The 14085-nt window shown below is 72.9% G+C and carries 14 protein-coding genes; 3 read left to right on the top strand and 11 right to left on the bottom strand.

Going from position 1 to position 14085, the window contains the following annotated elements:
* The 8 genes from QF032_RS27305 to QF032_RS27270 all read right to left on the bottom strand — a co-directional run bounded on the left by QF032_RS27305 (position 1) and on the right by QF032_RS27270 (position 9119).
* Positions 1 to 240 (bottom strand): hypothetical protein, encoded by a 240-nt coding sequence (locus QF032_RS27305; protein ID WP_069770484.1) that lies wholly within the window; start codon positions 238 to 240, stop codon positions 1 to 3.
* A complete protein-coding gene (gene gatA, locus QF032_RS27300; RefSeq protein ID WP_306949154.1) occupies positions 237 to 1739 on the bottom strand; it encodes an Asp-tRNA(Asn)/Glu-tRNA(Gln) amidotransferase subunit GatA in 1503 nt (500 codons plus the stop codon). Before gatA ends, QF032_RS27305 begins: the two co-directional genes overlap by 4 nt.
* A gap of 5 nt (positions 1740 to 1744) precedes the next feature.
* The gene (gatC, locus tag QF032_RS27295; RefSeq protein WP_007384860.1) at positions 1745 to 2041 is read right to left on the bottom strand and encodes an Asp-tRNA(Asn)/Glu-tRNA(Gln) amidotransferase subunit GatC; all 297 of its coding nucleotides are present in this window, start codon (positions 2039 to 2041) and stop codon (positions 1745 to 1747) included.
* 146 nt (positions 2042 to 2187) lie between these two features.
* Positions 2188 to 4428, bottom strand: coding sequence for a putative bifunctional diguanylate cyclase/phosphodiesterase (locus tag QF032_RS27290; RefSeq protein ID WP_307057829.1), 2241 nt, complete (start codon positions 4426 to 4428; stop codon positions 2188 to 2190).
* A gap of 196 nt (positions 4429 to 4624) precedes the next feature.
* Complete coding sequence (gene ligA, locus QF032_RS27285; RefSeq protein ID WP_307057827.1) at positions 4625 to 6817, bottom strand: NAD-dependent DNA ligase LigA; 2193 nt, start codon at positions 6815 to 6817, stop codon at positions 4625 to 4627.
* A 14-nt stretch (positions 6818 to 6831) separates the two neighbouring features.
* Positions 6832 to 7833: a methionine synthase gene (locus QF032_RS27280; protein ID WP_306949157.1), complete on the bottom strand. Its 1002-nt coding sequence runs from the start codon at positions 7831 to 7833 to the stop codon at positions 6832 to 6834.
* A gap of 29 nt (positions 7834 to 7862) precedes the next feature.
* A complete protein-coding gene (locus tag QF032_RS27275) occupies positions 7863 to 8561 on the bottom strand; it encodes an SDR family oxidoreductase (protein ID WP_307046108.1) in 699 nt (232 codons plus the stop codon).
* A gap of 18 nt (positions 8562 to 8579) precedes the next feature.
* Complete coding sequence (locus QF032_RS27270; RefSeq protein WP_306949159.1) at positions 8580 to 9119, bottom strand: LOG family protein; 540 nt, start codon at positions 9117 to 9119, stop codon at positions 8580 to 8582.
* 50 nt (positions 9120 to 9169) lie between these two features.
* On the opposite strand from QF032_RS27270, the gene QF032_RS27265 reads away from it, so the two are divergent.
* The gene (locus QF032_RS27265) at positions 9170 to 9493 is read left to right on the top strand and encodes a DUF427 domain-containing protein (RefSeq protein WP_307046106.1); all 324 of its coding nucleotides are present in this window, start codon (positions 9170 to 9172) and stop codon (positions 9491 to 9493) included.
* Between the two features lie 38 nt (positions 9494 to 9531).
* Entirely contained in the window at positions 9532 to 10317 is a 786-nt protein-coding gene (locus QF032_RS27260) for an alpha/beta fold hydrolase (RefSeq protein WP_307046104.1), read from the top strand.
* Between the two features lie 63 nt (positions 10318 to 10380).
* On the opposite strand, the gene mnmA is transcribed toward QF032_RS27260, so the two are convergent.
* Positions 10381 to 11511, bottom strand: a complete 1131-nt coding sequence (gene mnmA / locus QF032_RS27255) for a tRNA 2-thiouridine(34) synthase MnmA (protein WP_307046102.1) — start codon at positions 11509 to 11511, stop codon at positions 10381 to 10383.
* A gap of 107 nt (positions 11512 to 11618) precedes the next feature.
* On the opposite strand from mnmA, the gene QF032_RS27250 reads away from it, so the two are divergent.
* Positions 11619 to 12278 (top strand): N-acetylmuramoyl-L-alanine amidase, encoded by a 660-nt coding sequence (locus QF032_RS27250; protein ID WP_307046100.1) that lies wholly within the window; start codon positions 11619 to 11621, stop codon positions 12276 to 12278.
* A gap of 219 nt (positions 12279 to 12497) precedes the next feature.
* Here QF032_RS27250 and QF032_RS27245 read toward each other — a convergent pair whose 3' ends face one another.
* Both QF032_RS27245 and QF032_RS27240 read right to left on the bottom strand, forming a co-directional pair.
* Positions 12498 to 13661, bottom strand: a complete 1164-nt coding sequence (locus QF032_RS27245) for a cysteine desulfurase family protein (protein WP_306949163.1) — start codon at positions 13659 to 13661, stop codon at positions 12498 to 12500.
* Positions 13662 to 13721: 60 nt separating this feature from the next.
* Complete coding sequence (locus QF032_RS27240) at positions 13722 to 13988, bottom strand: DUF4190 domain-containing protein (RefSeq protein ID WP_266725844.1); 267 nt, start codon at positions 13986 to 13988, stop codon at positions 13722 to 13724.
* Between the last annotated feature and the right edge of the window lie 97 nt (positions 13989 to 14085).

Genomic DNA, 14085 nt, shown 5'->3' with positions numbered 1-14085 from the left:
TCAGCCCAGCAGGACGTCGTCGTCGCCCAGCCGCTTCAGCTCGCGGTAGAGGATGGCGAGGCCGGTGACGATGGCGACGGCGGACACGGTGGCGTCGATCAGGACCAGCGTGTCCTTCTCGGCGCGGGCCTTCTTCAGCCGCTTGGCGACGCCGATCGCGCCGAAGGCGGTGCCGGCGATGGACAGGTACGTGCCGGACTTGGACTTCTTGAAGCCCTTGGCCTTGTTCAGTGCACTCACAGCGACGGAGCCTCCTCGATGAGCGGGTGACCCCACCTTTCCACGAAGGCGGCCTCGACGGCGGCGCCGACCTTGTAGAGACGGTCGTCCTTCAGCGCCGGGGCGATGATCTGCAGACCGACCGGGAGGTTGTCCTCCGGGGCGAGACCGCAGGGCAGCGACATGGCGGCGTTGCCCGCGAGGTTGGTCGGGATGGTGCACAGGTCGGCCAGGTACATCGCCATCGGGTCGTCGGCGCGCTCGCCGATCGCGAAGGCGGTGGTCGGCGTCGTCGGCGAGACGATCACGTCGACCTGCTCGAAGGCCTTCTCGAAGTCCCGCGTGATGAGCGTGCGGACCTTCTGCGCGGAGCCGTAGTAGGCGTCGTAGTAGCCCGAGCTCAGGGCGTACGTGCCGAGCATGATGCGGCGCTTGACCTCGGGGCCGAAGCCCGCCTCACGGGTGAGGGAGGTGACCGCCTCCGCCGAGTTGCTGCCGTCGTCGCCGACCCGCAGGCCGTAGCGCAGGCCGTCGAAGCGGGCGAGGTTGGACGAGCACTCGGACGGCGCGATCAGGTAGTACGCCGACAGCGCGAGGTCGAAGGACGGGCAGTCCAGCTCGACGATCTCGGCGCCCAGCTCCTTCAGCAGCGCGACGGACTCGTCGAACCGCTGGATGACTCCGGCCTGGTAGCCCTCGCCGCGGAACTGCTTGACGACACCGACGCGCATGCCCTCGACGCTGCCGTTGCGGGCGGCCTCGACGACCGGCGGGACGGGCGCGTCGATGGACGTGGAGTCCAGCGGGTCGTGCCCGGCGATGACCTCGTGCAGCAGCGCCGCGTCCAGGACCGTGCGGGCGCAGGGGCCGCCCTGGTCGAGGGAGGACGAGAAGGCGACCATGCCGTAGCGGGAGACCGCGCCGTACGTCGGCTTCACGCCGACCGTGCCGGTGACGGCGGCCGGCTGGCGGATGGAGCCGCCGGTGTCGGTGCCGATGGCGAGCGGCGCCTGGAAGGAGGCGAGCGCGGCGGACGAACCGCCGCCGGAGCCGCCGGGGATCTTGGTGAGGTCCCAGGGGTTGCCGGTCGGGCCGTAGGCGCTGTTCTCGGTGGAGGACCCCATGGCGAACTCGTCCATGTTGGTCTTGCCGAGGATGACGACGTCGGCTGCCTTCAGCCGCTTGGTGAGCGTCGCGTCGTACGGCGGGATCCAGCCCTCGAGGATCTTCGAGCCGACGGTCGTCGGGATGCCCTCGGTGGTGAAGATGTCCTTGAGCGCGAGCGGCACGCCGGCCAGCGGGCCGAGCTTCTCGCCCCGCTCCCGCTTCTCGTCGACGGCGCGGGCCTGCGCGAGAGCGCCCTCGCGGTCGACGTGCAGGAAGGCGTGGACCTTCTCGTCGACGGCCTCGATACGGGCCAGGTGGGCCTCGGCGACCTGGACGGCCGTGAGCTCGCCGGAGGCGATCTTCTCGGCGGTCTCGGCGGCGGTGAGCCTGATGATGGTGACGTTGTCCGTCATGGCGGTTAGTCCTCCCCCAGGATCTGCGGCACCTTGAAACGCTGCTGCTCCTGGGCCGGGGCGCCGGAGAGCGCCTGCTCGGGGGTGAGCGACGGACGGACCTCGTCCGCCCGCATGACGTTGGTCAGCGGGAGCGGGTGCGAGGTCGGCGGTACGTCTTGGTCGGCGACCTCGCTGACGCGGGCGACCGCGCCGATGATGTCGTCCAGCTGTCCCGCGAAGTGCTCGAGCTCTTCGGGCTTCAGCTCCAGACGCGCCAGCCGGGCGAGGTGGGCGACCTCCTCGCGCGTGATGCCAGGCATGCAGCGTTCCTCTGGGGTGGAGTGAGTGTGTGGTCTGGGGCCAATCCTAGGGTGCTGGGCCCCGTGCCCGTGAAACGCTTCGGCACCGGCCTGCGAGAGCTGCTCGTCCGCGGCCGCGAGCGCTGTTCGTCCGCGGCCCGTGAGGGCTACTCCTCGGCGGCGGCCGCCGGCAATGCCGCCCGCGGGCGCTGCCAGCCGCGTGAGCCCCTGGCCCGCAGCCACGCCGTCGTCTCGTCCGCCGGCATGGCGGCCGCCACCAGCCAGCCCTGGACGGCGTCGCAGCCCAGGTCGCGCAGGCGTTCCCAGGTCTCGTCGTCCTCGACGCCCTCGGCGACGACCAGGAGTCCCAGGGAATGCGCGAGGTCGACCGTGCAGCGCACGATCTCCGCGTCCTCGGCGTCGACGGCCAGCCGCGCCACGAAGGAGCGGTCGATCTTCAGCTCGCTCACCGGCAGCCGGCGCAGGTGCACGAGGGAGGAGTAGCCGGTGCCGAAGTCGTCGAGGGACATCTTCACGCCGTGGCCGGTCAGTGCGTTGAGGGTGTCGGCGGCGCGCTGCGGGTCCTCCAGGAGGACGTGTTCGGTGATCTCCAGTTGGAGCGCTCCCGCGGGCACTCCGTGCCGGGCGAGGCGCGCCGCGACCGATCCCGCGAAGCCCGGCGTGTGGACGTCGCGCGGGGAGACGTTGACCGCGACCGGCACGAACAGCCCCTGGGCCCGCCACCGGGCGACCTGGCCGAGCGCCGTGTCCAGCACGTACTCGGTGAGGTGCGGCATCAGCCCGGACGACTCGGCGATGGCGATGAACTCGTCCGGCGGCACCTTTCCGCGTTCCGGGTGCACCCAGCGAACCAGGGCCTCCAGCCCGGCGACCTGTCCGTCGAAGCGGACCTTCGGCTGGTAGTGCAGCTGCACCTCGTGCGCGTCGAGGGCGCGCCGCAGGTCGCCCAGCAGGCCGAGCCGGTCGGGGGTGTTGGAGTCGCGCTTGGACTCGTACACCTCGACGCCCGTGCGGTCCCGCTTGGCCTGGTACATCGCCACGTCGGCCCGTCGCAGCATGCCCTCGGCGTCGAGCGCGTGGTCGGGGAAGACGGCGACGCCCGCGCTGGCCTCCAGGACGAGGGTGAGTCCGTCGAGATCGAGCGGCGAGCTGAGGTCGGCCACCAGGCCGCGGGCGACCCGGGTCGCCGAGGTCGTGGAGTCGGCGACGGGCAGTAAGACGGCGAACTCGTCCCCGCCGAGCCGGGCGACCTCCGCTCCGCGCGGGAGGGCGAGCTTCAGCCGCTCGGCTATCTGGAGCAGCAGCCGGTCGCCGGCGAGGTGTCCGAGGGTGTCGTTGACCGAGCGGAAGCGGTCGAGGTCGATCAGCATCAGGGCGGACCGGGCGCCGATGCGCTCGGCGTCGTCCAGGGCGGTCCAGATCCGCTCCAGGAGCCACTGGCGGTTGGGCAGGCCGGTGAGCGGGTCGCGCAGCTGCTCCTCGGCGCGGGCGCGGGCCATCCACAGGGTGGAGTCGAGGGCGATGAGCGGGATGGCGAACAGCGGCAGCAGGATCGGCTTGGCCACGGCCACCACGCAGATCAGCGGTGCGATGCCGAGCAGGGCGACGGCGACCAGGCCCTGTCTGACCAGGGCCGTCCGGGCGACGGTGGGCAGCCCGCCGAGGCGGGGGGCGTGCAGGTACCAGAGCAGGACCCGGGTGACGGCGAGGTAGGCGACGGCCACCAGGACCACCTGCGGGCCGGTGTAGACCGTCCAACTGCCGGGAGTCCAGGGGTGTTCCACGGACGGTATCCGTCCGCAGGCGGCCAGCAGCAGGGCGCCCGCGCCGATGCCGAGGACGTCCACCGCGCCGTGCAGGACGCCCTGCCGCCAGCGGTGGCGCCGGGCTATGCCGACCAGGACGACGACGGTGAGGCTGACCATGCCGGCCGGCACCCACCCGTACAGCAGCAGGACGGCGAGGGTGAGGGCGGCGCCGGAGCCGGTGCCGCCCCACCACCGGGCGCGGCCGAGGAGCACCAGGTGGCCGACGACGACGCCGACGAGGACGGCCAGCGCCCAGCCGGCGGTGCCGGACGGGAAGAGGGCGTGGTGTTCGGTGTAGGCGCGGGAGAAACCGGCGCCGAGGACCAGCGCGGCCGCCCCGGCGACCGACGCGGGCAGGGTGGGCCAGGAGAGCCGCCGGTCGGCTTCGGCGCCGGGCGCCCCGGGGGGCAGGGCGGGGAAGCCGCCCTCGAGAACGGGACGCGGTGCGGTGTGCGGCACGTACGTCTGCGCGGCCGGCCGCGGTTCGGAGCGCCCCGCCCACCGGTCTCCCCACCGGACGCCGGCGACCCGGCGCCGGCGCAGCCATGACTCCGGGGCGGCGCTCTCGGTCGGTTCCATTCCCGTCCCTCTCACAGCCGGCGGTGCCCACGCGGCCCGTCGCCCTGACAACCCCGGGCACGGCAGGCGCACGCCTCAACAGTAGGCCGCAGAAGGCTTCCACGGGCAGCGGTCGTCGACGGTTGCCCGAATGCGCCCCGGCCACCCGTATGCATCTGGTATGCGCCAATCGGGTGGCCTTCAACCGCCGCCGCGCCTACTCCTCGGCGGAAAGCGCCACTTCAGCCGCCGCTTCGGGCCCCTGTTCCAGCAGGACGGCGAAGCCGTCCTCGTTCAGAACAGGAACCTTCAGTTGCATTGCCTTGTCATATTTCGATCCAGGATTGTCACCCACGACGACGAAAGATGTCTTTTTCGAAACCGAACCGGTCACCTTCGCCCCACGGGTCTGCAGGGCGTCCTTGGCGCCGTCGCGGGTGAAGCGCTCCAGAGTGCCGGTGACGACGACCGTCAGGCCCTCCAGGGGACGCGGGCCCTCGTCCTCCCCGGAGCTCTCCTCCTCCATGCGGACGCCGGCGGCCTTCCACTTGCGAAGGATCTCCTGGTGCCATTCCTCGGCGAACCACTCCTTGAGCGAGGCCGCGATGATGGAGCCGACGCCGTCGGTGTTCGCCAGCTCCTCCTCGGTCGCCTGCTCGATGCGCTCGATCGAGCGGAACTCGCGCGCCAGCGCCTCGGCCGCGACCGGGCCGACATGCCGGATCGAGAGGCCGGTGAGGACACGCGCCAGCGGGCGCTCCTTGGCCGCCGCGATGTTCTCCAGCATGGCGATCGCGTTCTTCCGCGGCTCGCCCTGCTGGTTGGCGAAGACCGTGGCGATCTTCTCCTGTCCCGTTTTCGGGTCCCGCTTGGGCAGACCGCTGTCCTGGTCGAGGACGTAGGCCCGGATGGGCAGCAGCTGCTCGACGGTGAGGTCGAACAGGTCGCCCTCGTCGGCCAGCGGCGGCTGCGGGGGCTCGAGCGGGCGGGTGAGGGCGGCCGCGGCGACGTAACCGAACTGCTCGATGTCGAGCGCCTTGCGGCCCGCCAGATAGAACAGGCGCTCCCGGAGCTGGGCCGGGCAGCTGCGGGCGTTCGGGCAGCGCAGGTCGACGTCGCCCTCCTTCATCGGCCGCAGCGCTGTCCCGCACTCCGGGCACTCGGCGGGCATCACGAACTCGCGCTCGCTGCCGTCGCGCAGGTCGACGACCGGGCCGAGGATCTCCGGGATCACGTCACCGGCCTTGCGCAGCACCACGGTGTCGCCGATCAGCACGCCCTTGGCCCTGACCACGTCCTGGTTGTGCAGGGTGGCGAACTCGACCTCGGAGCCGGCCACTGTCACCGGCTCCACCTGGGCGTACGGCGTCACGCGGCCGGTGCGGCCGACGCCCACGCGGATGTTGACGAGGCGGGTGTTGACCTCCTCCGGCGCGTACTTGTAGGCGATCGCCCACCGCGGCGCGCGGGCCGTGGAGCCGAGCCGGCCCTGCAGACGGATCTCGTCGAGCTTGACCACCACCCCGTCGATCTCGTGCGCCACCGAGTGCCGGTTCTCGCCGTAGTACGCGATGAACGCCCGTACCGCGTCGAGGTCGCCGGCCACCTTGTTGTGCGGGGAGGTGGGCAGGCCCCAGGACTTGAGGAGGTCGTAGGCCTCGGAGAGGCGGTTCAGGCCCTCGTAGCCCTCCAGGGCGCCGATGCCGTGCACGACCATGTGCAGCGGGCGGGAGGCGGTGACGCGCGGGTCCTTCTGGCGCAGCGAACCGGCCGCCGCGTTGCGCGGGTTGGCGAACGGCTTGTCGCCGGCCTCGACCAGACGGGCGTTGAGCTCCTCGAACTTCTCCATCGGGAAGAACACCTCGCCGCGGATCTCCACGAGGGTGGGCACCCCGTAGCCCGTGAGACGCTCCGGGATGTCGGCGATGGTGCGTACGTTGGGCGTGATGTCCTCGCCCGTACGGCCGTCGCCGCGGGTCGCCGCGCGCGTGAGCCGGCCGTTCTCGTAGGTCAGGTTGACGGCCAGGCCGTCCACCTTGAGCTCGCACAGGAAGTGGTACGCGGAGGCCCCGACGTCCCGGTGGACGCGCTCGGCCCACGCGGCCAGCTCCAGGTCGTCGAAGGCGTTGTCGAGGGACAGCATCCGCTCGCGGTGCTGGACGGCCGTGAACTCCGTGGCGTACGCGCCCGCGACCTTCTGGGTCGGGGAGTCGGGCGTGCGCAGCTCGGGGTACTCCTCCTCCAGCGCCTCGAGGGCGCGCAGCAGCCGGTCGAACTCCGCGTCGCTGACGACGGGAGCGTCCTTCACGTAGTACCGGAAGCGGTGCTCCTCGATCTGCTCGGCGAGTTGCGCGTGCTGCTCCCGCGCCTCGCTGGGCACCGTCGTCTCCGCCTGCCTGTCGCCGGCCACCGTGTGTCCTCCCGTCACTCAGGGTCGTCCGCGAGGGATCTCGCCGCCCGGACGCAGTGGGCGAGGGCCCGGCGGGCGTATCCGGGGGAAGCGCCCGCGAGGCCGCACGACGGCGTGAGCGTGACCGCCTCCGCGAGAAGCCCGGGTCGCAGCCCCAGTCGGCGCCACAGCGTCCTGACACCCATGACGCTACCGGCAGGGTCTGACAATGGGGCGTCCACGCCCGGCACGACACCGGCGAAGAGCCGGGTGCCCGCCTCGACCGCCTCGCCGATCACGTCGTCGTCACGCTCGGTGAGAAGCGAGAAGTCGAAGGAGACCGCCGCGGCGCCGGACCGGCGCAGGAGGGCGAAGGGGACGTCCGGCGCACACGAGTGGACCACCACGGGCCCGTCGCCGTGCACCCCGACGACGTCCCGGAGCGTGCCCTCCACGACCTGCCGGTCGACCGCGCGGTGCGTGCGGTAGCCGCTGGCGCTCCGCACGTGACCGCGGAGCACGGCGGTGAGGGACGGCTCGTCGAGCTGGAGCACGACGTGCGCGCCGGGCACCCGCCGGCGCACCTCGGCGAGGTGGAGGCGCAGGCCCTCGGCGAGGGAGCCGGCGAGATCGCGGCAGGCCCCGGGGTCGGAGAGCGCCGCCTCGCCGCTCCTGAGCTCCAGTGCCGCGGCGAGGGTCCACGGCCCGACCGCCTGGACCTTCAGCTGCCCCTCGTAGCCCTGGGTGTGCTCCTCCAGCGCGTCGAGGTCCTCCCGCAGCCAGGACCGGGCCCGTTTGGTGTCCCGGCCCGGCCGGTCGCCGAGCCGCCAGCCGCTGGGCTCCACGCGCGCGTACAGCTCGACGAGCAGGCCCGCGCTGCGGCCGATCATGTCCGCGCCGGGTCCACGGGCCGGCAGCTCGGCGAGGAAGGGGAAATCCTCGAAGGACCCGGTGGCGGTCTTGGCGGCCTCGCGGGCGTCGCCGCCCGGCAGGGAGCCGACGCCGGTGGCCGGGGCGAAACTGAAGTCTGCGTTCACGGGTGAAGCGTACGTAGCGCGACGGACCGTCAGCGCCCCGGCCGTACCGTCAGGTCGTTGATCTCGGCGTCCCTCGGAAGGTCGAGCGCCGTCAGGATCGTCGTGGCCACCGACTCGGGGTCGATCCATTCGGCGGGGTCGTACTCCTTGCCCTCCTGTTGGTGCACCTTGGCCTGCATGGGGCTGGCCGTGCGGCCGGGGTAGACGGAGGTGACGCGGACGCCGTTGCCGTGCTCCTCGGCCCGCAGCGAGTCGGCGAGGGCCTTCAGGCCGTGCTTGGAGGCGGCGTACGCGGACCAGTCGGGGCTCGCCCTCAGGCCCGCGCCCGAGTTGACGAACAGCACCTGGCCGCGCGCGGTGCGCAGTTGCGGCAGGAAGTGCCGGGTCAGCTCCGCGGGGGCGATCAGGTTGACGTTGAGCTGGTGCCGCCAGGACTTCGGGGTGAGGTCGCCGACCGGGCCGAGGTCGACCACTCCGGCGATGTGCAGGAGGGAGTCCACCCGGTCGGGGAGGCTCTGGTGGGAGAAGGCCCAGCTCAGCTTGTCGGGGTCGGCGAGGTCGCCGACGAGCGTCCGCGCGCCGGGGAACTCGGCCGCGAGTTCCTTGCCGCGGCCGGCGTCGCGCGCGTGCAGCACGAGTTCGTCCCCGCGCGCGTGCAGACGGCGGGCGACGGCGGCGCCGATGCCGGACCCCGCTCCGGTGATCACATGGGTAGCCATGCCCGCCATGCTCGCATCATCGCCGGGTCACCCGATGCCCCGGCTCTCCTCGAGGTAGGCGAGGGCGCCCACCGCCTCCTCCGCGAAGAACACCAGGTCGGTGAGGGGCCGGGGCAGGAAACCCTCGGCCTCCATCCGCCGGAACTGCTCCTTCAGGCCGTCGTAGAAGCCCGCGGTGTTGAGCAGCACGACCGGCTTGTCGGTGTGGCCGTGCTTCTTCAGCTCCAGTATCTCGGTGGCCTCGTCCAGCGTCCCGGTCCCACCGACCATGATCACCACGGCGTCCGACTTCGCCAGGAGCAGCCGCTTCCTCTCGGCCAGGTCCTTCGCGATCACCATCTCGTCGGCTCCCGGCCGCGCCGACGCGGCGAGGAAGTCCACGGACACCCCGCAGAGCCGGCCGCCGGCCGACTGCACGCCGTCGGCGACGACCTTCATCAGGCCGACGTCCGAGCCGCCCCACACGAGGGTGTGCCCGCCCTTGCCGAGCAGTTCCGCGAACTCGCGCGCGGGGCGGGTGTAGCGGTCGTCGAGGTCGGCCGCGGACAGGAAGACGCAGATACGCATGGCGCCACGGTACGCGGGAAGAACCGCGGGCCCCCGAGCGCTGTGGTGGCATGACCCGAGGACACACGATCACGATCGAGCAGGGCGACCGGCACGTCAGGGTCGTCCATGACGGCCGGGTGCTGGCCGAGACCGACCGGGCGCTCGTCCTGCGCGAGACCGGCTGTCCGGCGCGGTACTACATCCCCGCCGAGGACGTCCGGCTCGACCTGCTGACCCTCTCCGAGACGCACACCTACTGCCCCTTCAAGGGAACGGCGTCCTACTGGTCGCTGCCGGGCGCGGCCGACCTCGTCTGGGCCTATCCGGATCCGAAGCCGGACGTCGCACAGATCAAGAACCACCTCTGCTTCTACGAAGCCGAGGTGTCGTAGGGCGATGAGGGCCGTGCCGTGCGGCAGTCTGCACAGGCATGGACAAGAAGACGATTTCCCGTGACGGCACCGAACTCGCGTACTCCCGCGCCGGACAGGGCCCCGCGGTCATCCTCGTGAGCGGGGCGATGTCCACCGGCGGCACCGTGGCGCCCCTGGCCGGGCTGCTCGCCGACCGCTTCACCGTCCTCTGGTACGACCGCCGGGGCCGCGGCGGGAGCGGCGACACGGCGCCGTACGCGGTGCGGCGCGAGGTCGAGGACCTGGGAGCCCTGGTGGACGCGGCGGGCGGCGAGGCGGCGCTGTACGGCGTCTCGTCCGGCGGGGCGCTGGTGCTGGAGGCGGCGGCGGCCGGGCTGCCGGTGCGTCGGGTGGCCGTCTACGAGACGCCGTTCGCCGTCGACGAGGAGGGGGCGCGGGAGCGCGCCGCGTACACGGCGGCCCTGACCGAGGCGCTCGCGCAGGGACGGCGTGGGGACGCCGTCGAGCTGTTCCTGCGGCTGACGGGGCTCGCCGAGGAGATGATCCAGGGCGCCCGCCGGTCGCCCATGTGGGAGGGGATGGAGGCCGTCGCGCCGACTCTCGCCTACGACGACGCCGTCATGGGCGGCGGACCGGTGCCGCGGGAGCGGCTGGCGTCGGTCGGCGTGCCGGTGCTGGCCGTGGCGGGCGAGGCGAGCCCGCCCTGGATGCGCGAGGCGGTGCGCACTGTCGCGGACGCCGTGCCCCGCGGAACGTACCGGACGCTGGAAGGCCAGTCCCACATGGTGGATCCGCACGTGCTGGCGCCGGTGCTGGCGGAGTTCTTCGCCGGGCAGGACTGACCGTCGGGCCGTCCCGCGCGGCGGTCAGGTCACCCGGCCACGGTCAGGGGGTCCAGGCGGCGGTCAGGCCACCCCGGCCGTCGTCCGCACGGTCGACGCGATGGTGGCCGAGCCGACCACGCGCGTGCCGTCGTACAGCACGATCGCCTGACCGGGGGCCACCCCCCGGACCGGCTCGGTGAACGTGACCTCGAGGCGGCCGTCGACGAGTTCGGCGGCCGCCTCGGTCTCGCCGCCGTGGGCGCGCAGCTGGGCCGTGTAGACGCCGGGGCCGGTGGGGGCGGCGCCGCACCAGCGGGGCTTGATCGCGGTCAGGGCGGTGACGTCGAGGGAGGCGGCCGGGCCGACCGTCACCGTGTTGTTCACCGGGGAGATGTCCAGGACGTAGCGGGGCTTGCCGTCGGGCGCCGGGGTGCCGATGCGCAGCCCCTTGCGCTGGCCGACGGTGAAGCCGTACGCGCCCTCGTGGGTGCCGATCTTCGCGCCGGACTCGTCGACGATGTCGCCCTCCGCCCGGCCCAGCCGCTGGGCGAGGAAGCCCTGGGTGTCGCCGTCGGCGATGAAGCAGATGTCGTGCGAGTCGGGCTTCTTGGCGACGGCGAGGCCCCGGCGCTCCGCCTCCGCGCGGATCTCGTCCTTGGTCGTCACCGTGTCGCCGAGGGGGAACAGCGCGTGGGCGAGCTGCCGGTCGTCGAGCACGCCGAGGACGTACGACTGGTCCTTCGCCATGTCGGAGGCGCGGTGCAGCTCGCGCGTGCCGTCCTCGCGGACCAGCACCTTCGCGTAGTGGCCGGTGCACACCGCGTCGAAACCGAGCGCGAGCGCCTTGTCGAGCAGCGCGGCGAACTTGATCTTCTCGTTGCAGCGCAGGCAGGGGTTGGGGGTACGGCCTGCCTCGTACTCGGCGACGAAGTCGTCGACGACGTCCTCGCGGAAGCGGTCGGCGAGGTCCCAGACGTAGAACGGGATGCCGATCACGTCGGCGGCGCGACGGGCGTCGCGGGAGTCCTCGATGGTGCAGCAGCCCCGTGCGCCGGTGCGGAACGACTGCGGGTTCGCGGAGAGCGCGAGGTGGACGCCGGTCACGTCGTGACCGGCTTCCGCGGCGCGGGCGGCGGCTACGGCGGAGTCGACGCCGCCGGACATGGCGGCGAGTACGCGAAGGGGGCGGGGGCGCTGCGAAATCTCAGTCATAACCCTTTCAGGGTACGGGTCGCCGGGAACCCGGGCCCGCGGGTATCCGTTGACGATCTCGAGGGGCCGGACCTGTCCGACGGATCGGGTCCGAGGAAGGACGGGCCATGGGGGCGACACGGGGTGACTCCGACCGGCGGATCGGGCGGCGCGCGCTGCTGATCGGCGGCGTCGCGGCGGCCGCCGGCACGGCCGTGCTGGCGCGTGAGGAACTGGCGCGGCTTTACTGGCGGCTGCCCGGCGTGCGCAGAGCGCGGGTGGAGGGCGCGGTGGACTTCGGGGGCGCGCGGTGGGTGCCGGCGTCGGAGGCGAACTTCCGCTGGGCGGACCGGCCGGACGACTACGGGGTCGACATGGTCGTCATCCACGTCACGCAGGGGGATCTGGGGAGCGCGGTGAAGGCGTTCGAGGACCCGGGGCACCGGGCGGCGGCGCACTACATCGTCGGCAAGGACGGCCGCGTCACGCAGATGGTCCGCGAGCTGGACGTGGCGTACCACGCAGGCAACCGCTCCTACAACGAGCGCAGCGTGGGCATCGAGCACGAGGGGTTCGTCGACCGGCCGCAGGACTTCACGGACGTGATGTACGCCGCGTCCGCCCGGCTGACCGCCGCGGTCTGCCGGCGCTATGACATACCCGTGGACCGGGAGCACATCGTCGGGCACGTGGAGGTGCCGGGCACGGACCACACCGACCCCGGGGAGCACTGGGACTGGAAGCGGTACATGCGGCTCGTCGCCGTCGCGCACGCGGCAGCCGCCTGACACTTCGCGCACGTCGCGCGACGCGGATCGCTTGGGTACGCGACTGCCGCCCCGTTCCGGAGCGCCACCGGTCACCCCGGCAGCAGGGCGGGTCAGGCGGGCAGCAGGGCGGGTCACCCGGGGCGGCGCAGGGCCGGGTCAGGCGGGCAGCAGGGCGGGTCACCCGGGGCGGCGCAGGGCCGGGTCAGGCGGGCGGTAGGGCGGGGCGGACTGCGGGCGTCACGTCAGCCCCGCCGCGCGGGCCCGCTCGACCGCCGGGCCGATGGCCTTGGCCACCGCTTCGACGTCGGCCTCGGTGGAGGTGTGGCCGAGGGAGAAGCGCAGGGTGCCGCGGGCCAGGTCGGGGTCGACGCCGGTGGCCAGCAGCACATGGCTGGGCTGGGCGACGCCGGCGGTGCAGGCGGAGCCGGTGGAGCACTCGATGCCCTGGGCGTCCAGGAGCAGCAGCAAGGAGTCGCCCTCGCAGCCGGGAAAGGTGAAGTGGGCGTTGGCCGGCAGCCGGTCCACGGGGTCGCCGCCGAGGATCGCGTCCGGGACGGCCGTGCGCACGGCGTCGATGAGGGCGTCGCGCAGCGCGCCGACCTCCCGGGCGAACCACTCGCGCCGCTCGGCGGCGAGGCGTCCGGCGACCGCGAAGGAGGCGATCGCGGGGACGTCGAGGGTGCCGGAACGGACGTGGCGTTCCTGCCCGCCGCCGTGCAGGACGGGGACGGGGGTGTGCTCGCGGCCCAGCAGCAGGGCGCCGATCCCGTACGGGCCGCCGATCTTGTGGCCGGAGACCGTCATGGCGGCGAGCCCGGAGGCGGCGAAGTCGACGGGGACCTGACCGAAGGCCTGCACCGCGTCGGCATGCAGCGGGACGTCGAACTCGGCTGCCGCGTCGGCCAGTTCACGGACCGGCAGGATCGTGCCGATCTCGTTGTTCGCCCACATCACGGTGGCCAGGGCGACGTCCTGGGGGTTGCGGGCGATCGCGTCGCGAAGGACGTCGGGATGGACCCGTCCCTCGGCGTCGACCGGCAGGTACTCGACCGTGGCGCCCTCGTGCTCGCCCAGCCAGTGCACGGCGTCGAGCACGGCGTGGTGCTCGACGGGGCTGGCCAGGACACGGGTGCGGGCCGGGTCGGCGTCACGGCGGGACCAGTACAGGCCTTTGACCGCGAGGTTGTCGGCCTCGGTGCCGCCGGAGGTGAGGACGACCTCGCTGGGGCGGGCGCCGAGCGCTTCCGCGAGGGTCTCACGGGCTTCCTCGACCGTGCGGCGGGCCTGCCGGCCGGCTGCGTGGAGGGAGGAGGCGTTACCGGTGATGCTCAGGTGCGCGGTGAGCGCCTCGACCGCCTCGGGGAGCATCGGCGTGGTCGCGGCGTGGTCGAGGTATGCCATGGTGGCCCGATTCTACGGGGACCGGGTGGCGCGCCTCGCTCGCAGGTACGGCCGCCGCGGTCAGAAGCTCCAGGAGACCGTCGAGTCCGCCTGCATGAACGCGACCAGCACGAGCAGGTCGGCGACGCCCAGCGCGAGGCCGAGGTAGGCGCGGCCGCGGCGGGCGGTGCCGCGCCAGAGGGCCGCCGCCGCGAGGATCACGGCGATCGGGCCGAGGAAGACGTTGAGGACGAGCAGGCCCAGCAGGCCCAGGATGAAGGACGCGACGGCCATGCCGTCGGCGTCCCGGACGCCGGTGCGACGTGTGGCCGGTGCGGTGAGATGCATGGTCGGTCAGCTCCTGTCGATCAGTGGTGCGGGCGGTTCAGGGACGGGCGGTCGGTTCGTGGCGCGGCGACGGCCTGCGGCCGGTGCAGGCGCCGGT

This window comes from Streptomyces achromogenes (genome assembly GCF_030816715.1).
Taxonomy (GTDB): domain Bacteria; phylum Actinomycetota; class Actinomycetes; order Streptomycetales; family Streptomycetaceae; genus Streptomyces; species Streptomyces achromogenes_A.
This window is presented reverse-complemented; position numbering and strand designations above follow the sequence as displayed.

Bases quoted from the DNA above. Each gene is read 5' to 3' on its own strand.
- QF032_RS27240 (WP_266725844.1), bottom strand. From the start codon at position 13,988: ATGCATCTCACCGCACCGGCCACACGTCGCACCGGCGTCCGGGACGCC.
- QF032_RS27250 (WP_307046100.1), top strand. From the start codon at position 11,619: ATGGGGGCGACACGGGGTGACTCCGACCGGCGGATCGGGCGGCGCGCG.
- QF032_RS27260 (WP_307046104.1), top strand. From the start codon at position 9,532: ATGGACAAGAAGACGATTTCCCGTGACGGCACCGAACTCGCGTACTCC.
- mnmA (WP_307046102.1), bottom strand. From the start codon at position 11,511: ATGACTGAGATTTCGCAGCGCCCCCGCCCCCTTCGCGTACTCGCCGCC.
- QF032_RS27290 (WP_307057829.1), bottom strand. From the start codon at position 4,428: ATGGAACCGACCGAGAGCGCCGCCCCGGAGTCATGGCTGCGCCGGCGC.
- QF032_RS27245 (WP_306949163.1), bottom strand. From the start codon at position 13,661: ATGGCATACCTCGACCACGCCGCGACCACGCCGATGCTCCCCGAGGCG.
- gatC (WP_007384860.1), bottom strand. From the start codon at position 2,041: ATGCCTGGCATCACGCGCGAGGAGGTCGCCCACCTCGCCCGGCTGGCG.
- gatA (WP_306949154.1), bottom strand. From the start codon at position 1,739: ATGACGGACAACGTCACCATCATCAGGCTCACCGCCGCCGAGACCGCC.
- QF032_RS27275 (WP_307046108.1), bottom strand. From the start codon at position 8,561: ATGGCGGGCATGGCTACCCATGTGATCACCGGAGCGGGGTCCGGCATC.
- QF032_RS27265 (WP_307046106.1), top strand. From the start codon at position 9,170: ATGACCCGAGGACACACGATCACGATCGAGCAGGGCGACCGGCACGTC.
- QF032_RS27270 (WP_306949159.1), bottom strand. From the start codon at position 9,119: ATGCGTATCTGCGTCTTCCTGTCCGCGGCCGACCTCGACGACCGCTAC.